Annotated in this window: 22 protein-coding genes; 12 read left to right on the top strand and 10 right to left on the bottom strand. The window is 55.8% G+C overall.

All coding sequences use genetic code 11. The annotated features are described in order from the left end of the window. Window positions 1-95 precede the first annotated feature (95 nt). Entirely contained in the window at window positions 96-1,304 is a 1,209-nt protein-coding gene (locus CFN46_RS09170; protein ID WP_246116524.1) for an MFS transporter, read from the top strand. A 163-nt stretch (window positions 1,305-1,467) separates the two neighbouring features. Beyond that, window positions 1,468-3,483: a bifunctional 2',3'-cyclic-nucleotide 2'-phosphodiesterase/3'-nucleotidase gene (locus CFN46_RS09165; protein ID WP_217897806.1), complete on the top strand. Its 2,016-nt coding sequence runs from the start codon at window positions 1,468-1,470 to the stop codon at window positions 3,481-3,483. A 97-nt stretch (window positions 3,484-3,580) separates the two neighbouring features. Here the strand turns inward: CFN46_RS09165 and CFN46_RS09160 are convergent, their stop codons facing one another. Next, window positions 3,581-3,886, bottom strand: a complete 306-nt coding sequence (locus tag CFN46_RS09160; protein WP_024950982.1) for a hypothetical protein — start codon at window positions 3,884-3,886, stop codon at window positions 3,581-3,583. Between the two features lie 166 nt (window positions 3,887-4,052). Here CFN46_RS09160 and CFN46_RS09155 point away from each other — a divergent pair, with 166 nt between their 5' ends. After that, window positions 4,053-4,895 carry an alpha/beta fold hydrolase gene (locus CFN46_RS09155; RefSeq protein ID WP_246116523.1) on the top strand — a complete coding sequence of 281 codons (843 nt, stop codon included), beginning with the start codon at window positions 4,053-4,055 and terminating at the stop codon, window positions 4,893-4,895. Between the two features lie 254 nt (window positions 4,896-5,149). Here CFN46_RS09155 and CFN46_RS09150 read toward each other — a convergent pair whose 3' ends face one another. Continuing rightward, window positions 5,150-5,734 carry an N-acetyltransferase gene (locus tag CFN46_RS09150; RefSeq protein ID WP_088743323.1) on the bottom strand — a complete coding sequence of 195 codons (585 nt, stop codon included), beginning with the start codon at window positions 5,732-5,734 and terminating at the stop codon, window positions 5,150-5,152. A 461-nt stretch (window positions 5,735-6,195) separates the two neighbouring features. Here CFN46_RS09150 and CFN46_RS09145 point away from each other — a divergent pair, with 461 nt between their 5' ends. The 4 genes from CFN46_RS09145 to CFN46_RS09130 are packed head-to-tail and all read left to right on the top strand — an operon-like array spanning window position 6,196 to window position 11,058. After that, window positions 6,196-7,731 (top strand): ABC transporter substrate-binding protein, encoded by a 1,536-nt coding sequence (locus tag CFN46_RS09145; RefSeq protein WP_217897805.1) that lies wholly within the window; start codon window positions 6,196-6,198, stop codon window positions 7,729-7,731. After that, window positions 7,728-8,654 carry an ABC transporter permease gene (locus tag CFN46_RS09140; protein WP_088743321.1) on the top strand — a complete coding sequence of 309 codons (927 nt, stop codon included), beginning with the start codon at window positions 7,728-7,730 and terminating at the stop codon, window positions 8,652-8,654. The genes CFN46_RS09145 and CFN46_RS09140 overlap by 4 nt, the downstream gene beginning before the upstream one ends. Further along, window positions 8,651-9,550 (top strand): ABC transporter permease, encoded by a 900-nt coding sequence (locus CFN46_RS09135; RefSeq protein WP_217897803.1) that lies wholly within the window; start codon window positions 8,651-8,653, stop codon window positions 9,548-9,550. Before CFN46_RS09140 ends, CFN46_RS09135 begins: the two co-directional genes overlap by 4 nt. Then, window positions 9,547-11,058: an ABC transporter ATP-binding protein gene (locus CFN46_RS09130; RefSeq protein ID WP_217897802.1), complete on the top strand. Its 1,512-nt coding sequence runs from the start codon at window positions 9,547-9,549 to the stop codon at window positions 11,056-11,058. Before CFN46_RS09135 ends, CFN46_RS09130 begins: the two co-directional genes overlap by 4 nt. Before the next feature lie 136 nt (window positions 11,059-11,194). On the opposite strand, the gene CFN46_RS09125 is transcribed toward CFN46_RS09130, so the two are convergent. Together CFN46_RS09125 and rhtA are read right to left on the bottom strand one after the other, a co-directional pair. Then, complete coding sequence (locus CFN46_RS09125) at window positions 11,195-11,695, bottom strand: TspO/MBR family protein (RefSeq protein ID WP_088743320.1); 501 nt, start codon at window positions 11,693-11,695, stop codon at window positions 11,195-11,197. 111 nt (window positions 11,696-11,806) lie between these two features. Beyond that, complete coding sequence (gene rhtA, locus CFN46_RS09120; protein ID WP_035158829.1) at window positions 11,807-12,697, bottom strand: threonine/homoserine exporter RhtA; 891 nt, start codon at window positions 12,695-12,697, stop codon at window positions 11,807-11,809. Window positions 12,698-12,856: 159 nt separating this feature from the next. Here rhtA and CFN46_RS09115 point away from each other — a divergent pair, with 159 nt between their 5' ends. Beyond that, window positions 12,857-13,429: a helix-turn-helix domain-containing protein gene (locus CFN46_RS09115; protein ID WP_088743319.1), complete on the top strand. Its 573-nt coding sequence runs from the start codon at window positions 12,857-12,859 to the stop codon at window positions 13,427-13,429. 6 nt (window positions 13,430-13,435) lie between these two features. Here CFN46_RS09115 and CFN46_RS09110 read toward each other — a convergent pair whose 3' ends face one another. Next, window positions 13,436-14,236 (bottom strand): helix-turn-helix transcriptional regulator, encoded by an 801-nt coding sequence (locus CFN46_RS09110; RefSeq protein ID WP_024950990.1) that lies wholly within the window; start codon window positions 14,234-14,236, stop codon window positions 13,436-13,438. A gap of 205 nt (window positions 14,237-14,441) precedes the next feature. Between CFN46_RS09110 and CFN46_RS09105 the strand changes: the two genes are divergently transcribed. The 3 genes from CFN46_RS09105 (at window position 14,442) to CFN46_RS09095 (ending at window position 18,063) form a co-directional block, all read left to right on the top strand. After that, window positions 14,442-15,293, top strand: a complete 852-nt coding sequence (locus CFN46_RS09105; protein WP_088743318.1) for a carbon-nitrogen hydrolase family protein — start codon at window positions 14,442-14,444, stop codon at window positions 15,291-15,293. Window positions 15,294-15,391: 98 nt separating this feature from the next. After that, the gene (locus tag CFN46_RS09100) at window positions 15,392-16,726 is read left to right on the top strand and encodes an APC family permease (protein ID WP_088743317.1); all 1,335 of its coding nucleotides are present in this window, start codon (window positions 15,392-15,394) and stop codon (window positions 16,724-16,726) included. A 299-nt stretch (window positions 16,727-17,025) separates the two neighbouring features. Next, entirely contained in the window at window positions 17,026-18,063 is a 1,038-nt protein-coding gene (locus tag CFN46_RS09095) for a hypothetical protein (protein WP_024950992.1), read from the top strand. 164 nt (window positions 18,064-18,227) lie between these two features. Here the strand turns inward: CFN46_RS09095 and CFN46_RS09090 are convergent, their stop codons facing one another. The 3 genes from CFN46_RS09090 to CFN46_RS09080 form a co-directional block, all read right to left on the bottom strand. Beyond that, complete coding sequence (locus CFN46_RS09090) at window positions 18,228-18,743, bottom strand: DUF3455 domain-containing protein (RefSeq protein ID WP_024950993.1); 516 nt, start codon at window positions 18,741-18,743, stop codon at window positions 18,228-18,230. A gap of 237 nt (window positions 18,744-18,980) precedes the next feature. Next, window positions 18,981-19,520 (bottom strand): redoxin domain-containing protein, encoded by a 540-nt coding sequence (locus CFN46_RS09085; protein WP_024950994.1) that lies wholly within the window; start codon window positions 19,518-19,520, stop codon window positions 18,981-18,983. A gap of 126 nt (window positions 19,521-19,646) precedes the next feature. After that, window positions 19,647-20,222 carry a manganese efflux pump MntP family protein gene (locus CFN46_RS09080; protein ID WP_024950995.1) on the bottom strand — a complete coding sequence of 192 codons (576 nt, stop codon included), beginning with the start codon at window positions 20,220-20,222 and terminating at the stop codon, window positions 19,647-19,649. A gap of 371 nt (window positions 20,223-20,593) precedes the next feature. On the opposite strand from CFN46_RS09080, the gene yghU reads away from it, so the two are divergent. Further along, window positions 20,594-21,457 (top strand): glutathione-dependent disulfide-bond oxidoreductase, encoded by an 864-nt coding sequence (yghU, locus tag CFN46_RS09075; RefSeq protein WP_024950996.1) that lies wholly within the window; start codon window positions 20,594-20,596, stop codon window positions 21,455-21,457. Window positions 21,458-21,620: 163 nt separating this feature from the next. Here yghU and CFN46_RS09070 read toward each other — a convergent pair whose 3' ends face one another. Together CFN46_RS09070 and CFN46_RS09065 are read right to left on the bottom strand one after the other, a co-directional pair. Further along, window positions 21,621-22,688: an alcohol dehydrogenase family protein gene (locus CFN46_RS09070; RefSeq protein WP_088743316.1), complete on the bottom strand. Its 1,068-nt coding sequence runs from the start codon at window positions 22,686-22,688 to the stop codon at window positions 21,621-21,623. Next, window positions 22,685-23,206, bottom strand: coding sequence for a TetR/AcrR family transcriptional regulator (locus tag CFN46_RS09065; protein ID WP_024950997.1), 522 nt, complete (start codon window positions 23,204-23,206; stop codon window positions 22,685-22,687). The genes CFN46_RS09070 and CFN46_RS09065 overlap by 4 nt, the downstream gene beginning before the upstream one ends. Between the last annotated feature and the right edge of the window lie 382 nt (window positions 23,207-23,588).

Below are 23,588 nucleotides of genomic sequence, written 5' to 3'. Positions count from 1 at the left end.
GAGGTATCTAAAGTCATTATGGCTTAATTCAGGCGAAGTTGTGATGGTTACACTCCTATCGTGTGCCTGACTGACTTTGAAAATGAGAATCCGAAATGTCTGATACTTCCTGTACTCGTGTAATGCCTTCTCGACGATGGGGACATCACCCAGCGGTGTTGGTTGCGGGTATCTTGTTGATTGCGATGAACTTGCGTGCGCCTTTCACCAGCGTAGCGCCGCTGCTGGAGAGTTTGCAGCAGGCGCTGGGGTTTAACGCTACCGCGGCAGGTTTGTTAATGATTCTGCCGTTACTGGCTTTCGTGATTGTTTCCCCGTTGGTGCCACGTCTGGCACGAGGACTGGGACTTGAGCGTAGTGCTTTTCTAGCGTTGCTCATTATCGCGCTAGGTATTGTGCTGCGTGCCCAAGGTTCAGTGCTGGCCCTCTATCTTGGTCTGGCATTGGTTGGTGCGGGTATTGCTATAGGTAACGTGCTGCTGCCTAGCCTTGTGAAGCGAGACTTCCCCAATCACATCGCCTTGTTGACCTCCTGTTATGTCCTGACCATGGGCATCATGGCAGCGATTGCGTCTTCGACAGCGATTCCGCTGGAACAAGCGACGACCTCGGGTTGGAGGTTCGCACTGGTTGCGATGTTGGTGTTACCTATCATCACCATGCTCGTGTGGTGGCCGCAATTATCAAGCCGTACGGCTCCTCTCATCGCTTGTGCGCCTGTCGCACGGAGTACAAGCATCTGGAAGTCTCCACTTGCCTGGCAAGTGACGATATTCATGGGGTTCAATTCACTGGTGTATTACACCGTCAATAGCTGGCTACCGACGATATTGGCGGATAGTGGCTTTACGGCGGAGCAGGCGGGTTCGCTACATGGTGTTTTACAGCTGGCATCCGCCGTTCCTGGCTTGGTATTGGTTCCCTTGATGCCACGCCTCAAGGATCAGCGGATGATTGCCTGTCTGGCGCCTGGCATGTCTCTGGCCGGCTTCATCGGGCTGTTATTGGCCCCTGAGTGGGCGCTTGCGTGGGTGATACTGATTGGTGGTGGTGCTGGAGCGGCCTTTATCCTGGCGCTGTCTTTTGTCGGCATGCGTTCTCGTAATTCCAGCCAGGCAGCATCGCTATCAAGCATGGCGCAAACGGTAGGCTATCTGGTCGCCGCGATGGGGCCGCCGATTATCGGTGGCATGCACGATTGGTTCGGTAACTGGCAGTTAGCTCTCATGGTATGCGTAGGGGCTTGTGCTCTGATGGCCTGCTTTGGCTTCCTGGCAGGACGTAATCTCCAGCTACCTGAATAGCATTAGCGTTAGCGCTCCACCTTGAGTCTTTCTTTGTTTGAGAGGGTAGCACTGAGAGGTAATATCGAAGAAGATTTACTGATCATCTGGTCAGGTCTCGATATTGGACTATCTTGCGACTGGTATTCTCTCTTGCCCGTTTATCATGACAAGGATGTCTTGAATGTCACCCATTGCCCAAATGCCTCGCTCAACGAAGACTCGTGTGCCAAGCCATACGCGCCTGATCCCCACCTATTGGGCCTTGGCGAGTCTAGGTGTTGCGATGACTGTCAGCATCTCGGCGACTGCCGCCACGCTTTCGCTGAGAGTGATCGAAACGACTGACATTCATGCCAATGTGATGGACTTCGATTACTACAAGGATCGCCCCAGTGTGCGTATTGGCCTGGTACGGGCCGCTGGTCTTATCACGCAAGCGCGAAGCGAGGTTGTTAACAGTGTCTTGCTCGATAATGGTGACCTGATTCAGGGAAGTCCGATGGGCGATTACATGGCGGATGAAGGGCTAAAGGATGACGAGGTCTTTCCTGCCTACAAGGTCATGAATCAGCTTGATTACGATGTCGGCAATATCGGTAATCACGAGTTCAACTACGGGCTTGAGTATCTCAAGCGTGTTCTGGCTGGTGCGCAGTTCCCTTATGTGAATGCCAATCTGCTGGATGCAAAGACGGGCAAGCCTTACTTCACTCCCTATCGGATCATTGCGCATACTTTCACCGATACGAATGGCGATGCCCATGCGTTGAAGATTGGCTACATCGGCTTTGCTCCGCCGCAGGTCATGACGTGGGATAGCAAACATCTCAAAGGGCGTTTGACCGCGGAAGACATTACGGTCAGTGCGCGTCGCTGGGTGCCCGAGATGCGAAAGGCAGGTGCTGACGTGGTGATCGCCATTCCGCACTCCGGTATCTCGACGGACCCTTATCGTGTGATGGCCGAGAATTCGGTCTATTACCTGTCTCAGGTCAAGGGTATCGATGGCATTGCTTTTGGGCATGCGCATGCTGTCTTCCCCAGCGATGAATTTGCTGAGGTACCGGGGGCTGATATCGCTAGAGGGACGCTCAATGGCGTACCTGCGATGATGCCGGGACATTGGGGGAGCCACGTCGGGGTGATGGACCTGACGTTGAGCAATGACTCCGGGAAATGGCAGGTCATCGATGGCAAGGCACAGGCACGTCCCATACAAGTCGACGGCAAGCCTCAGGTGGAGGAGGATGCCAAGTTGGCTGCCTTGGTGAAGCCAGAGCACGATGCCACGCGCGAGTACGTCAATCGAGATATTGGTCGTGCCAGCGCCTCGATGAAAAGCTATCTCGCGTTGGTGCAGGATGATCCTACCATCCAGATCGTCAATCGTGCTCAGGCTGATTATGTCGAACGCTTCGTCGAGGGAGATCCTGATCTCGAGGGACTATCGATTCTGTCAGCAGCAGCGCCTTTCAAGGTGGGCGGACGGCATAATGATCCGACCCAATTCACCGAGATGGAGGCGGGCGAGCTCAGCTTCCGTAATGCGGCAGACCTTTATCTGTATCCCAATACCCTGGTCACCCTGAAAGTCACGGGTCAGCAGGTGCGCGAATGGCTGGAGTGTAGCGCCGGCCAGTTCAATCAGATTGATCCGCAACGCAGTGAGCCGCAGATGCTGATCAACTGGGAAGGGTTCCGCAGCTACAACTTCGATGTCATTGATGGGGTGGAGTATCAGGTAGATGTCACGCAGCCTGCGCGTTACGACGGTGACTGTGCGTTGGTCAACCCTGGGTCACATCGTATCAACTCGTTGATGCGTGATGGCAAGCCAGTACAGGATGACGATACCTTCCTGTTGGCGACCAACAACTATCGTGCTTATGGCGAGACCTTCCCCGGGACTGGTGAGTCGCATGTTGTCTTTGCCTCACCGGACGAGAATCGCACCATTCTTGCGCAATACATCAGTCATCAGACAAAGGAACAGGGCGCGGTTGATCCTACCGCTGACCATAACTGGCGCTTGGCCTCGATCAATGCCGATACTGCATTGGATATCCGCTTCACTACTGCCAATGGGGATCAGGCGGCTGAATTCATTGATTCGCACGCCGTCTATCCGATGACGCAGGTAGGGGAAGATGAGGCTGGCTTTGCACTCTATCGCGTCGGTCTGGACAAGATGCCCTAGTTCTCAAGGGCAAGCCCGTGTCAGAACGCCAGTCGGCCTTTGCTGACTGGCGTTTTGGTGTGTGGCTGCCAACTCGCTGTCCATTTGTCCATTCGGATCAGCGCCACGGCGCATGCAGAGCAATGCTCAACAGCACGCGCTTACCTTGTTCGATACGGCTGACGCTGTGTTCATGAAGGTCTGGTCTGAAGAATACGATGCGATCAAATAGCGAGAAGATGGTGTCATCGGTTTCAAAGATACCGCCTTGTGCAGGCTTCTTGAGAACGACATTGAACTTGTAATAACTGCCGCTTCCCATCGGATCATTGTGACGCATGACACTGTGGCCTTCGGGGTAGGTCACAAGGTTGATCGTCAAGCGAGGAAAGTCGAGCAGACTGCGGTTGATGACACGGGCCATGGGCGTTTCCCTGAAATTGGATGAACATATTAGACCCTATTTTGAGTGATTGATCAAAATTGTTCTTGAGTGACCGCTCAATAGTGGGTTAAGGTGACCTCACGTTCATGATGCAAGCGCACAACGGCTTGTAGTGATTGAAGTTCTTTTGCCAGAAGAGGTAATGATGACTAACGCCAACACGCAGATGGAAGCCCTTGAAACGCAATATGCAATGATCGAAGGACACCGCATTGCTTACAAGGAAATGGGCGAAGGCCAACCATTATTGTTGATTCATGGTATTCCAACCAACAAGCTGATGTGGCGTGAAGTGATGCCGGAGCTGGCCAAGCACTATCGTGTCATTGCGCCGGATATGCTCAACTATGGTGAGTCGGATATGCCGCTGGACGCTGATGTTTCCATCAACGCTCAAACGCGTATTTTCATCAAATTGATGGATGCATTGGGTATCGCACGTGCCGACGTCGTTTCACACGATATTGGTGGCGGTATTGGTCAACTGATGGCGGTCAACCATCCTGAACGTATACGTCGTCAGGTGTTGATTGATAGCGTGTGTTTTGATTCCTGGCCGATTCCGGAGTTCAAGCAATTGCTGGAGCCGGGTGTTGAAGAGGCGACCAGTGTCGAAGAGTTCATCAGCACCATGCGCGGCTTCATGCCGAGCGGTGTGTATGATCCGGCAGTGGCCACTGAAGAAATGGTCGAGCGTTATGTCGCACAATGGAACAGCGCTGAAGGCAAGGCAGCCTTCTTCCGCAACATGCGCCGGCTCAACAAGGAATACACTGAAGCGATCGCCGGTGATCTCAAGAATATCGAGATTGACACCTTGGTACTGTGGGGAGACAAGGATAGCTTTCAGAAGCCGGATTATGGGCCCATGTTGGCAGAGGCTATTCCAGGTGCTGAGCTTGTCTGGGTCGAGAATGCGGGTCACTGGGTAACGGATGAAAAGCCGCAAGAAACGACTCGTTATATTCTGGAATTCCTGGCGCGTTGATCGAGTCGCAATGTTCAGGGCAATGATCTAGAGGGCGTGTGATTACTACTCGCTCATCATGAACGCCAACGCCCAGTCAATTGACTGGGCGTTGGCGTTTTTTATAGGTATCACTTCTGACTGCTGGGTCGCTGAATTACGTCCGTGTGCGCAGCGAAGCTGAACTACTCTCTTGCTAGATCTGCTTCTTGTTGAGGGTAATGTGGCTGTTGCGTGAATATTTCAGACAGACTCTGTGCTACCAATGTTGCTTGTTACACGCTAGCTTTCACATCGCTGTCAGTATGAAGAGTGCTATCCGCTATGACCTGAGTCGAGACAGTAGAGTGAGGGTTATGCTGCAGTGCGAGGATGCCACCGGCTCGAGTCGGTGTGCATTGCTCGCTGACCTGCTCAAAGCCATGACGCTCATAAAGCGCTAGCGCGGGGCTATCAGAAAAGACTCGCAGTCGTAGTGATCTGGCGTGTTTCTGTATCTTCATTTCATGAGTATCTACTGTTTGCAGGCTGATCTCTGGCTGGCGAGCAAGGGAAATCAGCCATTCCAGACATGCTGAACCAACGCCGCGCCGTTGCCAGTCAGGCAAGAGCTGCAGATCACGTAGATATAGCATATCAGTCAGGATTTTCAGGCTAAGAAAGCCGACCCACTCACCATTGATGCGTATCGCGAAATTCTTGTTGTCCTGCCACTTCTCCTTGAACTGATCCTCGTTCCAGTGGAGGCCATGCCGTTTGTACGTCACGAGCATGTTGCCACAACACAGGCGCTGTGCCGCATCGATTAGATAGCGGTTGGCCGGTGTGTCGTTGATTGGGGTAATGCTGAGATCATCCATGATCCTTCCGTTTTCATTGGAGTTTGTACGGGGAAAATTGTCCAACGCGATATCTATGATGCAGCCTGACTCTCTAGTCAGTTAGTACACACTGATATAAGCACACCATCTTCAGGTTTTGTGGGTTTTTTGACAAGTGAATGTCTGTCCAGTACCCGAAGTGAAGTCGATGGTTGCTAGAATGTGTTAGTTATACTATAACATTGCGTTTCTTGGCTGGCGTTTCTTGGCTGGCGTTCCTTGAGCGGTAGCAGTGAAGCTAATTTTCAGGATGCGCAATGCAGATGTTCAACAGCCTTTCAAGGTTCCGATGGTGTCACCGTGGACGACTTTCTGGTCGGCCGCTAGCCACGCCTTTCTCCACTGGATCAATCAAGCTCAGCCAACTCCATTTTCTGCACAGTTGGCGGCAGACGTTGTCCAGCAAGGCTTCCCGGTGGTCATGGCTGGCAGTGATGACAATGAGCGCTGGTTTGACACCGGCGGTACATGCAGCAGAAGGGGAGGCACTCTCATCACGAGAAAGTGCTGTGCGGAGACTGGAAATCGTCGCACCGTTCGACATCAAAGGGGCAGACCCGCTGCTCAGCGGTATCCTGTTCCAACGGATGCAGATGGTGGAGACGCTGGTGGATGTGGATGCCACGGGACAGCTGCGGCCTGGGCTGGCGACTGAGTGGTCGGTGAGTGATGACAGCCTGATATGGAAATTCACGTTGCGCTCCAAGGTGAAATTTCATGATGGCAGTCTCTTGACGGCCCAAGCGGCGGTGCAGGCTCTTGAGATAGCGCGTGCAAAGCCGGGGTTGCTCAAGTCGGTCCCCGTGACCGACATCGTGGCTCAGGGTGACACCTTGTTGATTCACTTGAGTGAACCATTCGCAGCGCTCCCTGCGTATCTAGCCGATTACCGTCAGCAGATATTGGCGCCATCTGCTTATGACGACTCAGGGACTGCGCTTGCCGTGATTGGTACCGGGCCTTATCGCATGATGAGCATGTCACCGCCATTGAGTCTTGAGGTGGCTGCTTTTGCAGATTATTGGGGTGAGCAGCCCGACATACGGCGCGCACGCTATCAGGCGGTGAGTCGTGCCGAAGGCCGAGCACTGATGGCAGAAAGCGGTGATGCTGATTTTACCTATTCTCTGGACCCTGCCAGTCGCCAGCGTCTGAGGGATTCACCTCGTGTCTCGCTGGCCTCTGCGCCGACCCCGCGTACCTTGCTGCTCAAGGTCAATGCCAATCATGCGGCTTTCAGCTCGCCAGATGTCCGTCGTGCATTGAGTCTGGCGATTGACCGGACTGCCATCGCTCAGGTGGTGCTGCGCTATCCCGAAGGTGCCAGCCAGCTGTTTCCCCCGATGATCGAAGGCTGGCACAACGCGGCACTGCCGGCGTTGCATCAGGATGTCATCAAGGCGCGTGAGTTACTGGAGGCTGCCGGTTGGCAGGTAGGGGAAGACGGTATTCGTCACAAGGGCGACCAGCAGCTCGCAGTCTCGCTGATCACCTTCTCTGATCGTCCTGAACTCCCGCTGGTGGCCACGGTACTGGAGCGTCAGTTCCATGCCATCGGTATCGCGACACGTCTCGATATCACCAACTTCTCCGCGATTCCTTCAGGCCATCATGATGGCAGTCTTGAACTCGCCCTGTTCGCGCGGAATCTGGCCCTGGTGCCAGACCCCATCGGCACCTTGCTGAGCGACTATGCCGGCACAGCTGAGGCGCCAGGTGGCGATTGGGGAGCAATGGGCTGGCATGACGTGGATTTCACGGCTGATCTTGCCCGAATGGCACGCGAAGGACATGGCGCTTCCGATGATGGGCGCGACCCGCGTGGCGAGGCCAGTCGCGTATTGCAGGACGCACTGCCGGTGATTCCGATTGCCTGGTATTACCAGAATCTGGCGATCTCGAATCGTCTTGAAAGCGCTCAGGTAGACCCCTGGGAGCGTAGTTTTGGCCTTTCTGATCTGCGGTGGGCACCATGAATATCCCATCACGTTTGTTACAGCTATTGATGGTGGTGCTGATGGTGGGCGGCGCCAGCTATCTGATGATGCAAAGTCTGCCGGGGGATGCTTCGTGGAGAATCGCCGCTGGCCGTTATGGGTACGATGCGCTGGATGCGGCAGCCGCAGCCTCGGTGCGTGCGGAGATGGGGATGGAGTCTTCCGGCGGGCTGAGCTTCCTTTACTGGCTGGGCGATATCCTGCGGCTTGAACTGGGCACATCGCTGATTTCCGGTGAGCCGGTCTGGAACGAAATACGCCACCAGTTGGGTAATTCGCTGTCACTGGCAGGTGCAGCGCTTGGTTTGTCACTGTTGATCGGCCCTCCGCTGGGCTTGCTGGCAGGGCTGCGTGCCGGAGGCATGCTGGACCGCTGCCTGCTGGCGGTTTGCAGTCTACTGCGCGCCATCCCTCAGTTTCTGCTCGCGCTGGTATTGATCCTGTTGTTGGCGGTGGAGATGGGGGTGTTGCCTGCTGCCGGACATGGCGAGGCTCAGCACTTCATCCTTCCCGCACTGACGCTCGCGCTTGGGCTCGCGGCGGTATCAGCTCGCCTGGCGCGAGATGCCATGGCGGCAGTGACGCAAACCGCCTTTCACGACTTCGCGCGCTGGAAGGGGCTCACCACTGCGCAGACCTTCTGGCGGCATGGCCTGCGGCATGTCGCGTTGCCATTGGTGACCTACCTGGGCCTGCAGTTCGTCACATTGGTGGAGGGAGTGGTCGTGATCGAGAGCATCTTCGGCTGGCCAGGGATAGGTCATGCGTTGGTGCATGCCATCTTCTCGCGTGATGTACCGATGGTGCAGGGCACTGCTTTGGTGCTGGGTGTCGGTTTCGTGGTGATCAATCTGCTCGTTGATCTGCTGGGCCGCCAACTGGATCCCCGAGGTGTGCAATGAACCTGCTTGAACAGACTTCAACGCATCATGTGCGAAGAACCCTCTCGGGCTCCCGCTGGTCGCTGCGTCACATGATCGGTGCCGGGCTGGTCGCGAGTCTGGTGTTGCTGGCCTTGCTGGGCAATCTAGTGATACCGGGTGATCCGCTGGAGCAGCACCTTTACCGTGCACTGCAAGGCATGAATGCCGGAGGGGCAGAGAGTGGGGTCGCATTGGCCCCACTGGGCTACGACCATCTGGGACGCTCGCTGTATCACCGTCTGGTGGCAGCGCTTGGCCTGTCATTGTCCATCGCGGCGGGAGCCGTGGTCTGTGCCGTGTTAGCGGGTATCTCGCTGGGCTTGCTTGCTGCCGGGCGTGGTGGCTGGGTGGAGCGCCTTCTGAATCTCGTGGCCGATAGCCTGTTGGCTCTGCCCGGGCTGCTACTGGTGCTGATGGTCAGCGTCATTGTGCCGTCCACGCCGCTGGCGCTGTGGCTGGGCCTGTCGCTGGTGCTGTGGGTCGAATTCTTCCGCCTGTCACGCGCCACCGGACGCAGCGTGCTGGCAAGTCCCGGTATCGAGGCCAGTCGCCTGTTGGGTTTCGGGGCGTTCTATCGTTTTCGTCATCACCTGTGGCCAGAGATGGCCCCCGTGATGCTGACGGCGATGGCCTTCGGCATGGCCAATGCGCTGATGGCGATTGCCGCGCTGGGCTTCGTGCATGTCGGTATTCCGGCACCCACGCCGGAGCTTGGGACCATGATGGTCGAGCTGTTGCCGTACTGGCGTGAGGCACCTTTAGCGCTTCTGGCTCCCGTTCTGGTCACTTTTCTGCTTCTACTGGGACTGCTGCTGATGTCCGGTGGCGATACCAAGGCATCCACCGCAGGCAATATTGCAGGAGCACGCGCATGAATGCCGTGATAGAGCATGTGAAGCCAGCAGACGCATCCGAGACGGCCATCGTGCTGGAAGCGGAGGCAGTCAGTGTGATGCTACGGGGCGCAGTATCAGCTCGGCCCCCTTTGTTATCGCCGCTGTCGCTTTCACTACAGGCGGGTGAGCCGCTGGTGGTGATCGGTGAGACAGGGTCCGGCAAGAGTCTCCTGGCGCAGTCGCTATTGGGGACTTTGCCACGTGAGCTGGCTGCCTCTGGCAGCTTGTGGCTCGACGGAACTGAGTACCCGTTGCACACGCCAGCCAATCGGCAGCCGCTGTGGGGGCGTCGCATGGCAGTGCTCCCACAGGAGCCATGGTTGGCGTTGGATCCTTTGATGAAAGTAGTCAAGCAAGTCGGTGAGGCCTATCGGCTGGTGGCAAGGCGTGGGGCGCAGGCATCTCGTCAAGCTGCTCAGGCGGATCTCGCACAACTTGGTATCGCCGCAGCCAGCGAGCAGCTGCCCGGCAAGCTTTCTGGCGGGATGGCGCAGCGTGTGGCGTTCGCCGCCGCGCGTGCGGGTGGAGCGCCATTGTTGATTGCCGATGAGCCGACCAAGGGGGTGGACGCCGTACGTGTCAGCGAGATTGGCGACATGCTGCTCAAGTCACTGGCAGAGACGCCACGAGCGGGTCTGCTGGTGATCACCCATGATATGGCGCTGGCGCGCCAGATTGGTGGGCGCCTCATGGTGATGTGCAAGGGGGAAGTCATCGAGCAAGGTGAAACACGCGAGGTCATGGCGGCGCCGACGCATCCTTATACTCGTCGGCTGATCGCGGCTGCACCTGAGGCATGGCCTGAGGTGCCACGCTCCATGTGTGATGCGCCAGCTGAGTCTAGCTCCCGCAAGGCCATCATTCGTGCCGAGGGTCTGACGGTAGCGCGGAGCAAGCAACCTCTGCTGCGTGACGTGAATCTCAGTATGAGCAATGGCGAGATAGTCGGCATTCAGGGCGTATCTGGCTGCGGAAAATCATCGTTGGGAGATGCGCTGCTGGGGCTGCTCGCGTCCCGTGAAGGGCAGGTGCTGCGTGATGATGTGGCAATGCATTATCAGAAGCTGTATCAGGACCCTGTCGCGATCTTCCCGCCGTATCGCACCTTGGGCCGCTTGCTGAAAGATATCATTTCACGCCACCGGCTCGATGATGGTGAATTGCCCGGGTTGATGGAGCGACTGGCCCTGGCACCAGAACTGTTGGCGCGATTGCCGGGACAGGTATCTGGCGGTGAGCTGCAACGCTTTGCACTGCTGCAGTTGATGCTGATCAAGCCTCGCTTCATCTTCGCCGACGAGCCGACATCGCGACTGGACCCACTCGTGCAGCAGGAAGTGATCGCTCAGATGGTCGCGATGGTTCGTGAGCAGGGGATGGCATTGATGCTGGTCAGTCATGATACGGCCCTGCTGCGCAAGGTCGCTGATCGCGTGCTGGTAGTCGAAGAGGGAAGACTGCGGGAGTTGACCTGTGATGGATGGTAGGGCGAGAGCCAGGTGCGCCCCCTGATGATGAGGACACACAGATAGAGACAAGCTAGCCCGGCCAATGGTCGGGCTAGCTTGTTGTAAGAGCCGCGGCGATGGCAAGCGCGTGGCTCAGTTCAGGCTAAACATACCGTCAACCTAATAGTGCTGGGTTAGCCTGCCAAACTGACCAGGTCAGGGCGCTCGCTAGTGTCACCCACAGTAGATAAGGCAGCATCAGCAGGCCCGCCAGAGGCTTGATGCGCCAGAAGGCGACTAGCGTGAATGCAATGAGCACCCACAATAGCAGAACATCAATGAAAGCGGCTGCGCCTAGATGCCATGCAAAGAATAGCCAGCTCCACAGCGCATTGACGATCAATTGTGCGATGAACACTCCGAGCGCGCGTCGATGACGTGCTTGTTTGCCATCACGTACCACCAGCCAGGCAGCGAGAGCCATCATCACGAAGAGCGTTGTCCATACTGGCCCGAAAGCTCCTGCAGGAGGTGCCCAGTCAGGTTGAGTGAGGCTGGCATAGAAGGTCTTGGCGTCAACTGAGGCAATCGCTCCGACTGCCGCCGTGAGAAAGCTCAGTCCGAACCATACAATCATTTGGCCTGTAGAGCGTGAGGGGGAAGAAACAGAAGACATGTCACTCGCTCCTTATCGCAGCAATATCGTGGCAAGGCAGATGACGATATACCACTCTTCTAGCCCTATAAATGACTGTCTCTGATGTCATGGGATGCCAGATTATCTTGATTAATCCGGCACTGGTGCTTCGATGATATCGCGAGACTTGCCTGTCAATGTAGTGCCCACTGATGCCGTGATCACTAATCCAATGGCTAGCCACTGTAGCGTCCCTAACTCTTGGCCGAGGAACAACAATCCCGATACTGCAGCGATGGCAGGTTCCAGGCTCATCAACGTACCGAAGGTATGCGTTGGCAGGCGCGGCATGGCACACATTTCCAGCGTATAGGGCAATGCGGTCGAGAGTACGGCAACGGCCAGTGCCAAGGGGAGCACCTCCAGGCTGAAAATAGCCGTGCCAGCCTCCATCAGGCCTATGGGGGCGACGACAATCGCGGCAATGGTGATGCCGAGTGCAGCACTTTGCGTGCCGTTACCCGCACCAGCCTTCTGACCAAACAAGATATATAGCGCCCAGCAGACACCCGCCCCCAGCGCGTAGGCAGCACCGACCGGATCGATGGGTGCTGCCGTATCCTCACCGAGTAACAGGAGCAGTACCAGTCCAAGAATTGCCAGTGCTACCCAACCGAGATCCAACCAGCGACGGGAGCTGAGCAGGGCGACGGCCAGTGGGCCGGTGAATTCCAGTGCGACTGCGATGCCTAGCGGTACCGTCTGGATAGCCTGATAGAACAGCAGGTTCATCACGCCTAACGCGATGCCATAGATCGTGATCGACTTCCATGCCTTACGTGTTACCGGCTTGCGCCACGGGCGTAGAATCGCCAATAGCAATGCTGAGGCGATCAGCAAGCGGATGGCAGTAGCCCCGCTGGCACCTACCATCGGGAAAAGTGATGTCGCAAGCGAGGCGCCGCTTTGGATGGAACACATGGCGACCAGCAGCATGGCGACTGGCCACAGACGAGAAGTCGAGATCACAGCGGCTGACATGATGGGCTCCTTTGGCAGGGCAGGGTAGGGCATGGCCAGCGACAGGCACATGCGGCATGATTCAGGAAATGAAAGGGATCTTGGCGAACTTTCGATGGTGATGGGCTCGTTCGCCAAGCACCTGATCACCAAGCACTCAGGCTCAGCAGGATTGTACGTATGCGCACTATATTGCACAACAGTAAAGATCGTCCTGATGTATTGGTTCATGTCGCGACGAATGTGCGGCGATTGCGGTTGGCAGCCGAATTGAGTCAACAACTATTGGCGGAGCAGGCGGGCATCAGTCGCCGCATGTTGGTCAATATTGAGAAGGGCGATGTCAATGTCAGCCTGAGCACACTTGATAAACTGGCTGAAGCGCTGGGCGTACTGTTTTACGCACTGGTACAGCCACCGGAGAGTCAGGACTCTGCACGTATTAATGAAGTGGCTTGGGTGGGTAGCACTCCCGAGAGCCGCGCGGTGCTTCTGGCGAGCAAGCCCGCGACCCAGGAAGTCGAGCTATGGTCCTGGACACTAGCGCCTGACGAGGAATACTTCTGTGCAGCCGACGGAGCGGGCTGGCACGAGATGTTGGTGGTCACCGAAGGTGAGCTGACGCTTGAGCTTGAGTCAGGTACTCATGTGATTGCGGCGGGTGACTTCCACGTCTATCCCAGCGATCAACCCTACCGTTATCATAATGCTGGTACTGGCACATTGCGTTTCATTCGCAATGTGCTGCATTGAGATAGATTACGGTTGCTCCTGCCAGAAACGCGAAAACAGCTCGGCCTGTGTATTAATTCCCAGCTTGGAATACAGATGCTTCTTGTGAGCGCGTACTGTTTCAATGGAAATACCCAGCCGACGGGCAATTTCCTTGGTCGAGCAACCTCCGAGCATCAACTGGCTCACCTCTCGTTCACGCTCGGTCAGGCCATGACGTGAGGTGCCTGGCAGTTGTTGATCACCCATTGGGTGCCAGGGATGTACGCGAGGAGGATGGCTTCGTGAGGTTTCATGGGCAATGCGTAGTCGCATCAACTCGCAAAGCCATGGCTGGATCAATTGCAACAAGCCGAGTGCAGCCGTATTGAAGGTTTCAACCGACCCTAGTGAGAGACACAAGAGACTGCCATTTTCCAACGGCTGATTTAGTTGAACTTCATCCGCGACAATATTGCGCCTGAAATAGCGTTGGTAATATTCGGTCTGCGTAAACTGCTCGGGAGCGACATCGTCCAGGGTGACCAATGTACAGACGGGTGTCGCACGCGCTGCAACATAGAAGGGATCCAATAAATACAGCCCCTTCTGATAATCCTGGAAGAGCATCTCATCTGCACCGTCATCTTCATCACTGTCTGCCAGAATTGTGGGCGGATGATCACGGTGGAATACCAGTGCGACCCATGTGTTGAAACACAGATGACGTGAAAGCACGCGACTCGTCGAGCGCCAGAATGTTTCCTTTTCAAGCTCGCGCAGGAGTAGCGAGAAGTCTCTGTGCCATCCGAGCGAGGTCAGCACGTCTGCTGATTCTTCGGTGCTCATGGTGAAGCATGTCCCTTTCATCAAGAATCTTTTGGCAGCTCACATGATGCACATGACAGAGGAGCCGTGTCTGTACGCTGTTGGCAGGCCCCTTTCTGGGGTAACCCTGTCAGGTAATTGGCAACCGCCGTGAAATGCGGATACTCGATCTCACTCTCCTTCAATCCCCCGTCACGCCTTTGGATATGAGGCACTGGAGTTCTGCATGAAGATAGCGTTAGCACAAGTTCCGAGTGTCGAGGGTGATATCGCACGTAACCTTACCACGGCACTTGATGCCATCACTCGTCATGGTGACGCAGTTTCCTTGATGATATTCCCCGAGACACACCTCAGTGGATTTGCCGAAATAGGGCACGTGGCAGATCGCGCGCTGTCTCTGGACGGGCCTGAAATCGAGATGTTGTGCGACGCGAGCCGTCATCATGACTGTGCGCTTGCCATTGGGCTATTGGAAAAAGGCGAGCAAGAAACCTACAACACGACGCTATTGATCACGCCTGAATCGGGTGTCGCGCTGAGCTATCGCAAGACACACCTGTGGCCAGACGAGCGAAACCTGGTGGTTCCCGGCGACCGCATGGGTGTCATTGAATGGCGTGGGCTGACCTTGGGATTGATGATCTGCTACGACATCGAATTCCCGGAGACCTCACGCGCGCTAGCGCAGTTGGGCGTCGATGTCATCGTGGTAACCAATGGCAACATGGACCCCTATGGCCCGACACATCATCGTGCCGCGCAAGCACGTGCTCAGGATAATCAGTGTTTTCTTGCGATGAGCAACCGGTGTGGCGAGGGGGCAGGACTGACCTTCGCGGGCGAGAGCGGCGTATTTTCACCGTCAGGAGAGACCGTGTTTCAGGCAGAGCGGGAAGAAGGTATCTATCTCGTCACACTGGATATTGCGTTGCTTTCACGCGCGCGCAAGGACTACGACTATCTCGCTGATCGTCGGATTGCACTCGCGGGAGAGCCGAGTGCTCCGCTTCCTACCTCGTCTCAGGATGCTCTCAGCCAGGCGAGCACTTCCAACAGCACTGCCTGGCGCTTCTGAAGAGAGCGCCGACGGGATTCAGCGCAACATTTTTCGGGCTGATGCCTTTGCCGGGAAAGGTAGTCAATAAAGATCAATAATTATAAAAGGTAATGAAGATGTCTCGACAGAAAAGCTTGCTCTCTTTGAGTCAGGTCGTCATGTTCGGCTTGGCGTACATGACGCCGATTATCGTATTGGGCACCTTTGGCGTATTGGCGATGGTGACTTCAGGTGCCGTGTCAGGTGCCTATGCGGTAGCGCTGCTTGCGATGTTGTTCACGGCGCATAGTTATGGGCGCATGGCCTGTGCCTACCCTGTGGCGGGCTCCGCCTATGCCTATGTTCGGCATGCCATTGATGAGCGTCTCGGGTTCATCGCCGGTTGGGCAATCATCCTGGATTACTTGTTCTTGCCAATGGTGATCTGGCTGATTGGGGCGGCTTACCTCAACTCGGCTTTTCCGGCAATTCCCGTTGCTGCGTGGTTGATTGCCTTCATCATTGTCACGACACTCATCAATATTGTCGGGCTGAGATTGGCGAGTGCCATCAATGGCGTGATGATGCTGATACAGATGCTGGTAATCGTGGCATTTGTGGCATTGGCCATTCGCTACATCGTCGGCGATGCCTCGCAGCCGTTGTTCAGCCTCGTGCCCTTTACCGGAATGGGAGAAGCATCAGGGACGCTACCGATGTTGATGGCCGGTGCTGCCATTGCCTGTTACTCCTTCCTCGGGTTTGATGCAGTGACGACCCTGACGGAGGAGACGCGTGATCCTCAGCGTACTTTGCCGCGTGCCATCTTGTTGATCACGTTGATTGGCGGTCTCATCTTCGTTGTCGTGTCTTATTTCGTGCAATTGGCAGCACCTGGAGGGGTCTTTGAAAATCCTGATGCAGCAGCGTATGAGATAGCACGCAATATCGGTGGAGACCTCTTCGTCAGCATCTTCCTGATTGGCCTTGTAGTGGGACAGTTTGCCTCCGGTATAGCAGCACAGGCGAGTGGCGCGCGCTTACTGTATGCAATGGGACGTGATGGACTCCTTCCCAAGCGGCTTCTTGGTCAGCTGGGGCGCTATGGAACACCTGTCGGAGGGCTAGTGTTGAGTGGGATGGTGGCGCTGTTGGCACTGACCATGGACGTCCTCTCTGCCGCATCCTTCATCAACTTCGGGGCCTTTGTCGCCTTCGCCTTGGTCAATATTGCAGTGATGGCTCATTACTATGTTCGAGAGAAACGTAGAGGCCTGCACGGAGCTGTCTTCTTTTTACTTTTCCCCTTGATTGGCTTGTTTGCCATCGTATGGCTGATGGTCAGTCTCGATGCGCGGGCGCTGTTGCTAGGTGGCGTCTGGCTTGCCATCGGTATGCTCTGGCTGTGTTGGTTGACGCGAGGCTTCAGGCAGCCCATGCCTGAACTGGCCAGCCTGACGGCTGCGCAATAGACCGATAAGATAGCGCTGGAAAAATGATACAACGATGCCCCGCCCGTCATGGTGGGGCATCGTTGTATTGGGCGCTTAAAACTGACTGACAGAAGCTGGCATCCTGCTTCTCGGCACAAGCTGGATTTTGCCCCGTTGTGTCGGTGCTGCTTGGTAGGTCGCGCCACGGCTGGAGCCCCAGAAATGGCGACCGTCAGAGTGTGACCATGACAATACGAACTCCGCTGCTCATCGCCTGTCCCATCTGCTATCGAGATAAAACGTTCCAAGATTTATTTTCTTCACGATAGGGAGCACACATGGCCCAGGTACGCATTACACAACAGGGCACGATTCATTGCTTTCCAGCAGGATTGAAAGATGCATCAGGAAAGCTGGTCAATGCTGAAATATCCGCAGTTGCCTATGACGGTGAGCGGCTATTGATGGCGAGTGACAAGCCGATTCCGGGAGAGGGACGATCGGCGGTGTTCTCGCTACCATTGGATTCCAGCGGTCCGGATGACAGTCAGCTTGAGTACCTGACCGCGGCGCGTATCCGTCAGGCAGTCAAATATGAGGATTTCGCACTGACGACAGACGGTCGGCACATGCTTGCAACGACAGGTTTCGACCGCATCGATAGCGAAAGTCATGATCTCAATGATTATAATCACTTGTTGATCTGGCCGCTGGATGAGCCAGACAAGGTGCAGGTGGTGGACCCTGACCCTCGTGATGGGGTTGAAGGCTCATTGGAGTTTCGGCAGAAACTCGACGCTGCGATTGGTGAGCCGTACTACAAGATAGAAGGGTTGGCGGTGGTGCCGAGTGACAAGGGCGATGGCCTGCTGTTGTTCGGTGTCCGTGAACAGGGTAATTCCCACGATGACTTCCAGTATGTGCGGCGCGTCATCGGTGCGCGCTATGCGTTGACCGATAGCGACAACATCGAGTTCATCGAGGAGCTGCACGACGTCTACGCGTTCGATCCAGCCGAGTACGCTGGTGTGCGACACGAGTGTGGGCTGTCTAGTCTCGAATATGATCCCTATCATGCGCGTCTGTATCTGGTCACCAGTTTCGAGACCGAACAGGCAGGAGAGGAGGTGATCGGTGGTTATCTCTGGGTGCTCTCACTGGCCGACTTTCATGCTGGGAAGGCGCCGACACTGGTGAAGAATGAAGCGGGAGAAGTGCTTGAGTTCGAGCACAAGGCTGAGGGTTTGGCGGTGTTGGATCGTGAGCGACTGTTCGTCGTCTATGACAACGATCGCAATTACGCGTTGGGCAGCGTTGATGCACGTGATGAACGTCATGCCTGTGAAGCGCCCTATACCTTGCTGACACTGACGTGAGGTAGTCATCCTCAAGTCTCGATGCTTGCCATGCATTGTATTGATCGTCAGACATGAAAAAGCCCGACACTCATTTTCGTGTGTCGGGCTTTTCTCATTCCAGGTTCATGCAGGAATGTCTCGCGTGTCATGTGTACGAGATATCATGTCATGAAATGCCTGATTTACATGGCCTTATAGAAGAGATAATCGGCCTGGTAGGTCACAATTTCAACCTTGTCCTTGTGCGCGTCATCACAGGCCATGGCCGGTGCTGCGCCACCCTGGGTATTGAGGCGCTGAACGTAGGTCACGCCCATCATGTGACCTTCGCCCTCGGCAGGATTGGCCTGCACGAGCTGCAGCGGAATGTTGCCCTTGCCATTCGGTTCGATACCCAGCTGCTTGCCGGTGATCTTGGAACCATCCATGGACTCCCAGGTAGCCGGCGGGCCGTAGTACTTGCCGACTTGCTTGCCATCAGCATCATTGAGCGCGGCGTCCGGGCCCTTGAAGACCCAGCCCATGGTGCCATCATCCTTGGCTTCACATGCCCATTTGATCTTGCCAACACCGACGGTTTCCATGGCGACCTTGTTGCCTTCTGGCACCATCACACTTTCCGGTACATCCATGGCCAGTGTCATCGGGCTAAGGGTGAGAGCGGCCAGCAGGCCAGAGATGCAGATAGTTGTTTTCATTATGACGACTCCGTAAACAGAAAAGGATAATGCTAGCGGCAAAATGTGTGTTGTTGTCTCCCTTGCCTTATCTCTAACGCCTGTCATTCGTTTTCAGATGTCGCGGATGAAAACTTTTTTTGATGAAATCTGGAACGCAAACACCCCAGTGCACGAGATGCACTGGGGTGTTGATAGCAGAGGCTTGGCATGATGCCATTTGCCCCAATTCTATGGTGTTATCTTGTTCATGCCATCTTATTCGTAGTGCTTTGTTCCGCGGATAGGATAGTGGTTATCCGGCTTGCGAATGAATTCGATGCCGCCTACCAACGTGTCGAGGTCCGGACGAACGAAGGGCGCGTTTGCCACTTCTTCTATCTGCACCTTGCCTTCGGCATTGAGGACAAAGAAAGCGGGTTCCGGGAAATCGTGGTCGGTCTCCTTCTCACTGCGAGGCTCCGAAATGAACAGCCCAAGTGTCTGCATCTGCTCCAGGCTCAGTCCGCAGGCGAGTGGGAAGTTGAGGTCAAGCGATTCCATGTGTTCGGTCAACTGTTGCTGGCTATCAGCCGATACTGCGACCAGATCGACGCCCTGGGCACTGAAACGTTCGCGATAGCTTTCTAGCTTGTTGAGGAACTTGGTACAGATCGGACAATGCTTGCCGCGATACACGATGATCAGCTGCCAGTCATGTTCGCCCTGTGGCTTGCCAAGTGTCAGCGTCTCGCCATCGCTTCGTGTGACGTCAATCGCGGGGAAATCGCTGCCGGGATGCAGTTTACGGGTATACATGACATTAACTCCCTAATGATAAAGCACGCCGTGACCAGTGATTCTGCCACGGCATTGATCTGCGGGCTGGCGTGAACCGGCTACCCAAGACATGCAGGCAGTTGCGCTCATTTCAAGGGGGAGGGCTCAGCCTAAATGACCCGTGTGTTCAAGCAAGATGGTCGTCCCGATACCGATCAAGACGATACCGCCGACAATTTCGGCACGTTTACCGACCATCTTGCCGAGTACGCCGCCTAGCATTACGCCAATAGTCGCCATCAGGAAGGTGGCAGTGCCGATCGCCAGAGCGGTGGTGATGATATTGACGCCAGCAAAGGCCAGACCGGCGCCCACTGCCATGGCATCGATACTGGTTGAGAGGCCTGTCAGGATCAGGCGAGGGAGAGATAACTGTGCACTATTGCAGTCATCATCAGCCACTTCGTTCTTTGATAGGCCTTCGTGAATCATGTGCAGGCCAAGCATCAAGAGTAAGCCGAAGGCGATCCAGTGGTCCCACTGCTCCACGTAGCTTGCGACGGAGCGTCCGATCAGCCAGCCGAGCATGGGCGTGATGGTTTCGATGATGCCAAAGATGAGGCCGATACGCAGGGCGTCGGACAAGGTGGGTCGCCGGATGACAGCCCCCTTGCATAGCGCTGCCGCGAAGGCATCACAAGACATGGAGAAGGCGAGTAACAGGATGGAAAAGAATGGCATGTGTCAGGATTTCCAAGGCCGGTAACGAGACAATAACAAAATCACGCCACCGGCCGGGAGCGTCATTCTGTCATTGGTCTCGCCGAACCTCATCCTGGCAGATCATGGGCGTGATCTGATGGTGGGTCCTCGGTGCCACGGCAATGCCTGCCGACTGTGTTGACATCCGAGACTCTCGATAGGGCATCGAAAGCGGGCTACTCCCCAAAAACTGTTGGCATATTAGCAACAAACTTTAGCCATTTCACCCCCTTGTGATACTTAAGGTCAGCCGTCATAACTAGTGCATCCGGTTGAGTTGGGAATGTCCACTCGTTCTCTGACGCAGACTGTAATGTTCAAGCCCGCCAAGGGCACAAGGAGTTCAGATAATGAGCGATAGCTATCAGCCACCCAAGGTCTGGAAATGGGAAAACGAGAGCGGCGGCAAGTTTGCCAGCACCAATCGCCCGATCGCTGGCCCGACGCACGACAAGGAACTACCGGTGGGTGAGCATCCCTTTCAGCTGTATTCCATGGCGACGCCGAATGGTGTGAAGGCCACCATCATGTTCGAGGAGTTGTTGGCGCTGGGTCACAAGGGTGCTGAATACGATGCCTGGCCGATTCGTATCGGCGATGGTGACCAATTCGGCAGCGGGTTTGTCGCGATCAATCCGAACTCCAAGATCCCGGCCCTCGTCGACAACACGGGTGACGCGCCTTTGAGAGTGTTCGAGTCGGGCTCCATCCTGCTACACCTTGCGGACAAGTTCGGTGCCCTGATGCCGAAGGATCCGGCACAGCGTGTTGAGGTGATGAACTGGCTGTTCTGGCAGATGGGCTCCGCGCCGTATCTGGGCGGCGGTTTCGGTCACTTCTACAACTACGCACCAGAGAAGCTTGAGTACCCGATCAATCGCTTCACCATGGAGACCAAGCGTCAGCTCGACGTGCTTGATCGCCAGTTGGCTGATAATGCCTATATCGCGGGAGATGAGTACACCATCGCCGATATTGCCATCTACGCCTGGTATGGCTCTCTGGTGGAAGGCAAGCTCTATGACGCTGCCGAGTTCCTGGCGGTGCAGGACTACACCCACGTGCAACGCTGGGCGAAGTCGATTGCCGAGCGTCCTGCAGTCAAGCGAGGTCGCATGGTCAATCGCTTCTGGGGTGAGCCTGAAGAGCAGTTGATCGAGCGACATTCGGCGAGTGACTTCGAGACCAATACTGAAGACAAGCGCGCGCAGTAATCGCCAGCATCTGTCAGTGGCATGAAGATCAGTGGCATGAAAAGGGCTACCCATCGGGTAGCCCTTTTTACGTGTCACGTCTGAAGTGCCAGATCCGCGTTATCTGATCGTCGTCTATTGTGGCGCTTTTGTCAGTCGCGGGAGCTCAGCCAGTCGCAGGAGCTCAGTCAGCCTGGCTGACGCTCAGGACGATCTTGCCCACGTGACTCTTCTGTTGGAACATTTCCTGAGCCTTGGCGATATCCTCAAGCGGGAACGTCTCAGCGACCAGTGGCACGATATTGCCTTGCTCGATATGGCGGATCAGGTTTGGAAACACTTCGGGTGCCAGTACCGTGCAACCGAAGAAGCTCAAGTCCTTGAGATACAGCGTGCGCAGGTCAAGCTCCACCACTGGCCCTGCAATCGCACCAGAGACGGCATAGCGGCCCCCTTGGCGTAGCAGCTCAAGCAGCTGCGGCCATTGAGGACCCCCGACCAGATCAATGACCACATCCACACTGTTGCCTGCCAACGCCGTCGTCAGTGCCTCGTCTCTCAACACGACCTGATCGGCCCCCAATTCACGCAGTGTCTGCGCCTTGGCCTGGCTGGTCACGGCAGTGACATGCGCGCCGCGCGCCTTGGCAAGCTGGATGGCCGCTGAGCCGACGCCGCCGGAGGCGCCCGTGATCAGAACGCTTTCTCCCTGAGCAAGGCTGGCGCGGGTAAGCAGGTTCTCAGCCGTCGAGTAGGAGCAGGGGAAGGAGGCGAGTTCAATATCGCTCAAGGGACTGTTGATGCAATGTGCCTGGCCGGCGGCGACTGTCGTGTACTCGGCAAAGCCACCACTGCATTCGGCGCCGAAGTACCACGGTGGGGAGAGGGCGATGCCGTCATGCTCGAACAGACAAGGGTCGATCAACACGCGCTCACCTACTCGTGACGGGTCCACGTCGCGGCCCACGGCGGTGATCTCGCCGCAGACGTCAGCGCCTTGAATGCGGGGGAACTCCATCGGCTTGCCAGACCAGCTGGCATCTTCATCGTCGGCATTGCCCTTGGAGTACCAAGCCAGACGAATGTTGATGTCAGTATTGTTGACGCCTGCCGCACCGACGCGCACTAGTACGTCGCGCGGACCGGGTATCGGGCAAGGGATATCATCGCGCACTTCCAGAACTTCCGGGCCACCGTGGCCGGTCAAGTAGACGCCGCGCATATTGTCGTTGCCTGCGGAAAGAGGGCTCATGAGCGTGGTTCTCCCAATAGTGTGAGGGTTGCTGATCGCGCTGCTTCGATGGCTGCTTTGCCTAATACCAGCCAGGCCGATGAAGCGCCTTCGTGGATCAGAAACAGTTCAGTGGCAAGGGCTGGCTGGCCGCTACGTTCGCCAAGCCATTGCAGGATTTCCTGCTTGTGGCGCTGCACGGCATCGCGAACGTCAGCGTTGTCTGGGAAGGCTGCCAGCGCGTTGACTGACATGCAGCCATTGGGGGCCTCGTACTGCATCCAATGCGCCAGACGCTGGTAAAGATGGGAGAGCGCATCTCTACCTTGTGCTGGCACATCCTCTTCCAGAAAGGCCAGATAGCGCTCATGGCGATGCTGGAGAGCTCCAATCACCATGCTTTCCTTGGAGGGGAAGTGGCGATAAAGCGTGCGCAAACTGACGCTTGACGCCGCCTTTAGCTCGGAAACGCTGGGTTCTGCAAAGCCGCGTTGGCTGAAGAGAGACTCCAGGCGGGCGGCGATATCGTGTTGAATCATGTCGAGGCCATTGGAGAGAACTCAAAGGAGAACAAACGTTCTACGTGTGCAAGGTAGAATGTTTACTCTCCCTGTGTCAAGACGTCTTGATTCGCTCTCGCGGTGACTAAATTTTGGTGCATGAGCACTGTTGACCTGGCATCGGGATCGCATCCTGACTTAACGAATTCTACGCGAGGACAACAATGTTTTTGACGAGTGGTGCACAAGCCACTGTTTATTAAGCCTTAAATGAGACGGTATTAATGGCGTTTTAGAGGAGGAATGCGCATATCATGTTGCGCTTGTTATTGATAAGAATTAGCATTCGCAACCAAATTCGCTGGCGCGAGGCGCGTCAGCCATGACCACTCCCTGCCATGCAGTTCGACGCGTGAAGCTC

Origin of the sequence: Cobetia sp. QF-1, from assembly GCF_002213105.1 — a bacterium.
GTDB classification, from domain to species: Bacteria; Pseudomonadota; Gammaproteobacteria; order Pseudomonadales; family Halomonadaceae; genus Cobetia; species Cobetia crustatorum.
Note: the sequence above shows the minus strand (reverse complement) of the source record. Positions and strands in the feature narration are given on the sequence as shown.

Excerpts from the sequence above, each read along its gene's own strand:
- CFN46_RS09135 (WP_217897803.1), top strand. The coding sequence starts at position 8,651 with ATGAACCTGCTTGAACAGACTTCAACGCATCATGTGCGAAGAACCCTC.
- CFN46_RS09160 (WP_024950982.1), bottom strand. The coding sequence starts at position 3,886 with ATGGCCCGTGTCATCAACCGCAGTCTGCTCGACTTTCCTCGCTTGACG.
- yghU (WP_024950996.1), top strand. The coding sequence starts at position 20,594 with ATGAGCGATAGCTATCAGCCACCCAAGGTCTGGAAATGGGAAAACGAG.
- CFN46_RS09125 (WP_088743320.1), bottom strand. The coding sequence starts at position 11,695 with ATGTCTTCTGTTTCTTCCCCCTCACGCTCTACAGGCCAAATGATTGTA.
- CFN46_RS09110 (WP_024950990.1), bottom strand. The coding sequence starts at position 14,236 with ATGAGCACCGAAGAATCAGCAGACGTGCTGACCTCGCTCGGATGGCAC.
- CFN46_RS09085 (WP_024950994.1), bottom strand. The coding sequence starts at position 19,520 with ATGTATACCCGTAAACTGCATCCCGGCAGCGATTTCCCCGCGATTGAC.
- CFN46_RS09100 (WP_088743317.1), top strand. The coding sequence starts at position 15,392 with ATGTCTCGACAGAAAAGCTTGCTCTCTTTGAGTCAGGTCGTCATGTTC.
- CFN46_RS09170 (WP_246116524.1), top strand. The coding sequence starts at position 96 with ATGTCTGATACTTCCTGTACTCGTGTAATGCCTTCTCGACGATGGGGA.
- CFN46_RS09150 (WP_088743323.1), bottom strand. The coding sequence starts at position 5,734 with ATGGATGATCTCAGCATTACCCCAATCAACGACACACCGGCCAACCGC.
- CFN46_RS09115 (WP_088743319.1), top strand. The coding sequence starts at position 12,857 with ATGCGCACTATATTGCACAACAGTAAAGATCGTCCTGATGTATTGGTT.
- CFN46_RS09145 (WP_217897805.1), top strand. The coding sequence starts at position 6,196 with ATGAGCGCTGGTTTGACACCGGCGGTACATGCAGCAGAAGGGGAGGCA.
- CFN46_RS09095 (WP_024950992.1), top strand. The coding sequence starts at position 17,026 with ATGGCCCAGGTACGCATTACACAACAGGGCACGATTCATTGCTTTCCA.
- CFN46_RS09090 (WP_024950993.1), bottom strand. The coding sequence starts at position 18,743 with ATGAAAACAACTATCTGCATCTCTGGCCTGCTGGCCGCTCTCACCCTT.
- CFN46_RS09105 (WP_088743318.1), top strand. The coding sequence starts at position 14,442 with ATGAAGATAGCGTTAGCACAAGTTCCGAGTGTCGAGGGTGATATCGCA.
- CFN46_RS09165 (WP_217897806.1), top strand. The coding sequence starts at position 1,468 with ATGTCACCCATTGCCCAAATGCCTCGCTCAACGAAGACTCGTGTGCCA.
- CFN46_RS09080 (WP_024950995.1), bottom strand. The coding sequence starts at position 20,222 with ATGCCATTCTTTTCCATCCTGTTACTCGCCTTCTCCATGTCTTGTGAT.
- CFN46_RS09065 (WP_024950997.1), bottom strand. The coding sequence starts at position 23,206 with ATGATTCAACACGATATCGCCGCCCGCCTGGAGTCTCTCTTCAGCCAA.
- CFN46_RS09130 (WP_217897802.1), top strand. The coding sequence starts at position 9,547 with ATGAATGCCGTGATAGAGCATGTGAAGCCAGCAGACGCATCCGAGACG.
- CFN46_RS09155 (WP_246116523.1), top strand. The coding sequence starts at position 4,053 with ATGACTAACGCCAACACGCAGATGGAAGCCCTTGAAACGCAATATGCA.
- CFN46_RS09070 (WP_088743316.1), bottom strand. The coding sequence starts at position 22,688 with ATGAGCCCTCTTTCCGCAGGCAACGACAATATGCGCGGCGTCTACTTG.
- rhtA (WP_035158829.1), bottom strand. The coding sequence starts at position 12,697 with ATGTCAGCCGCTGTGATCTCGACTTCTCGTCTGTGGCCAGTCGCCATG.
- CFN46_RS09140 (WP_088743321.1), top strand. The coding sequence starts at position 7,728 with ATGAATATCCCATCACGTTTGTTACAGCTATTGATGGTGGTGCTGATG.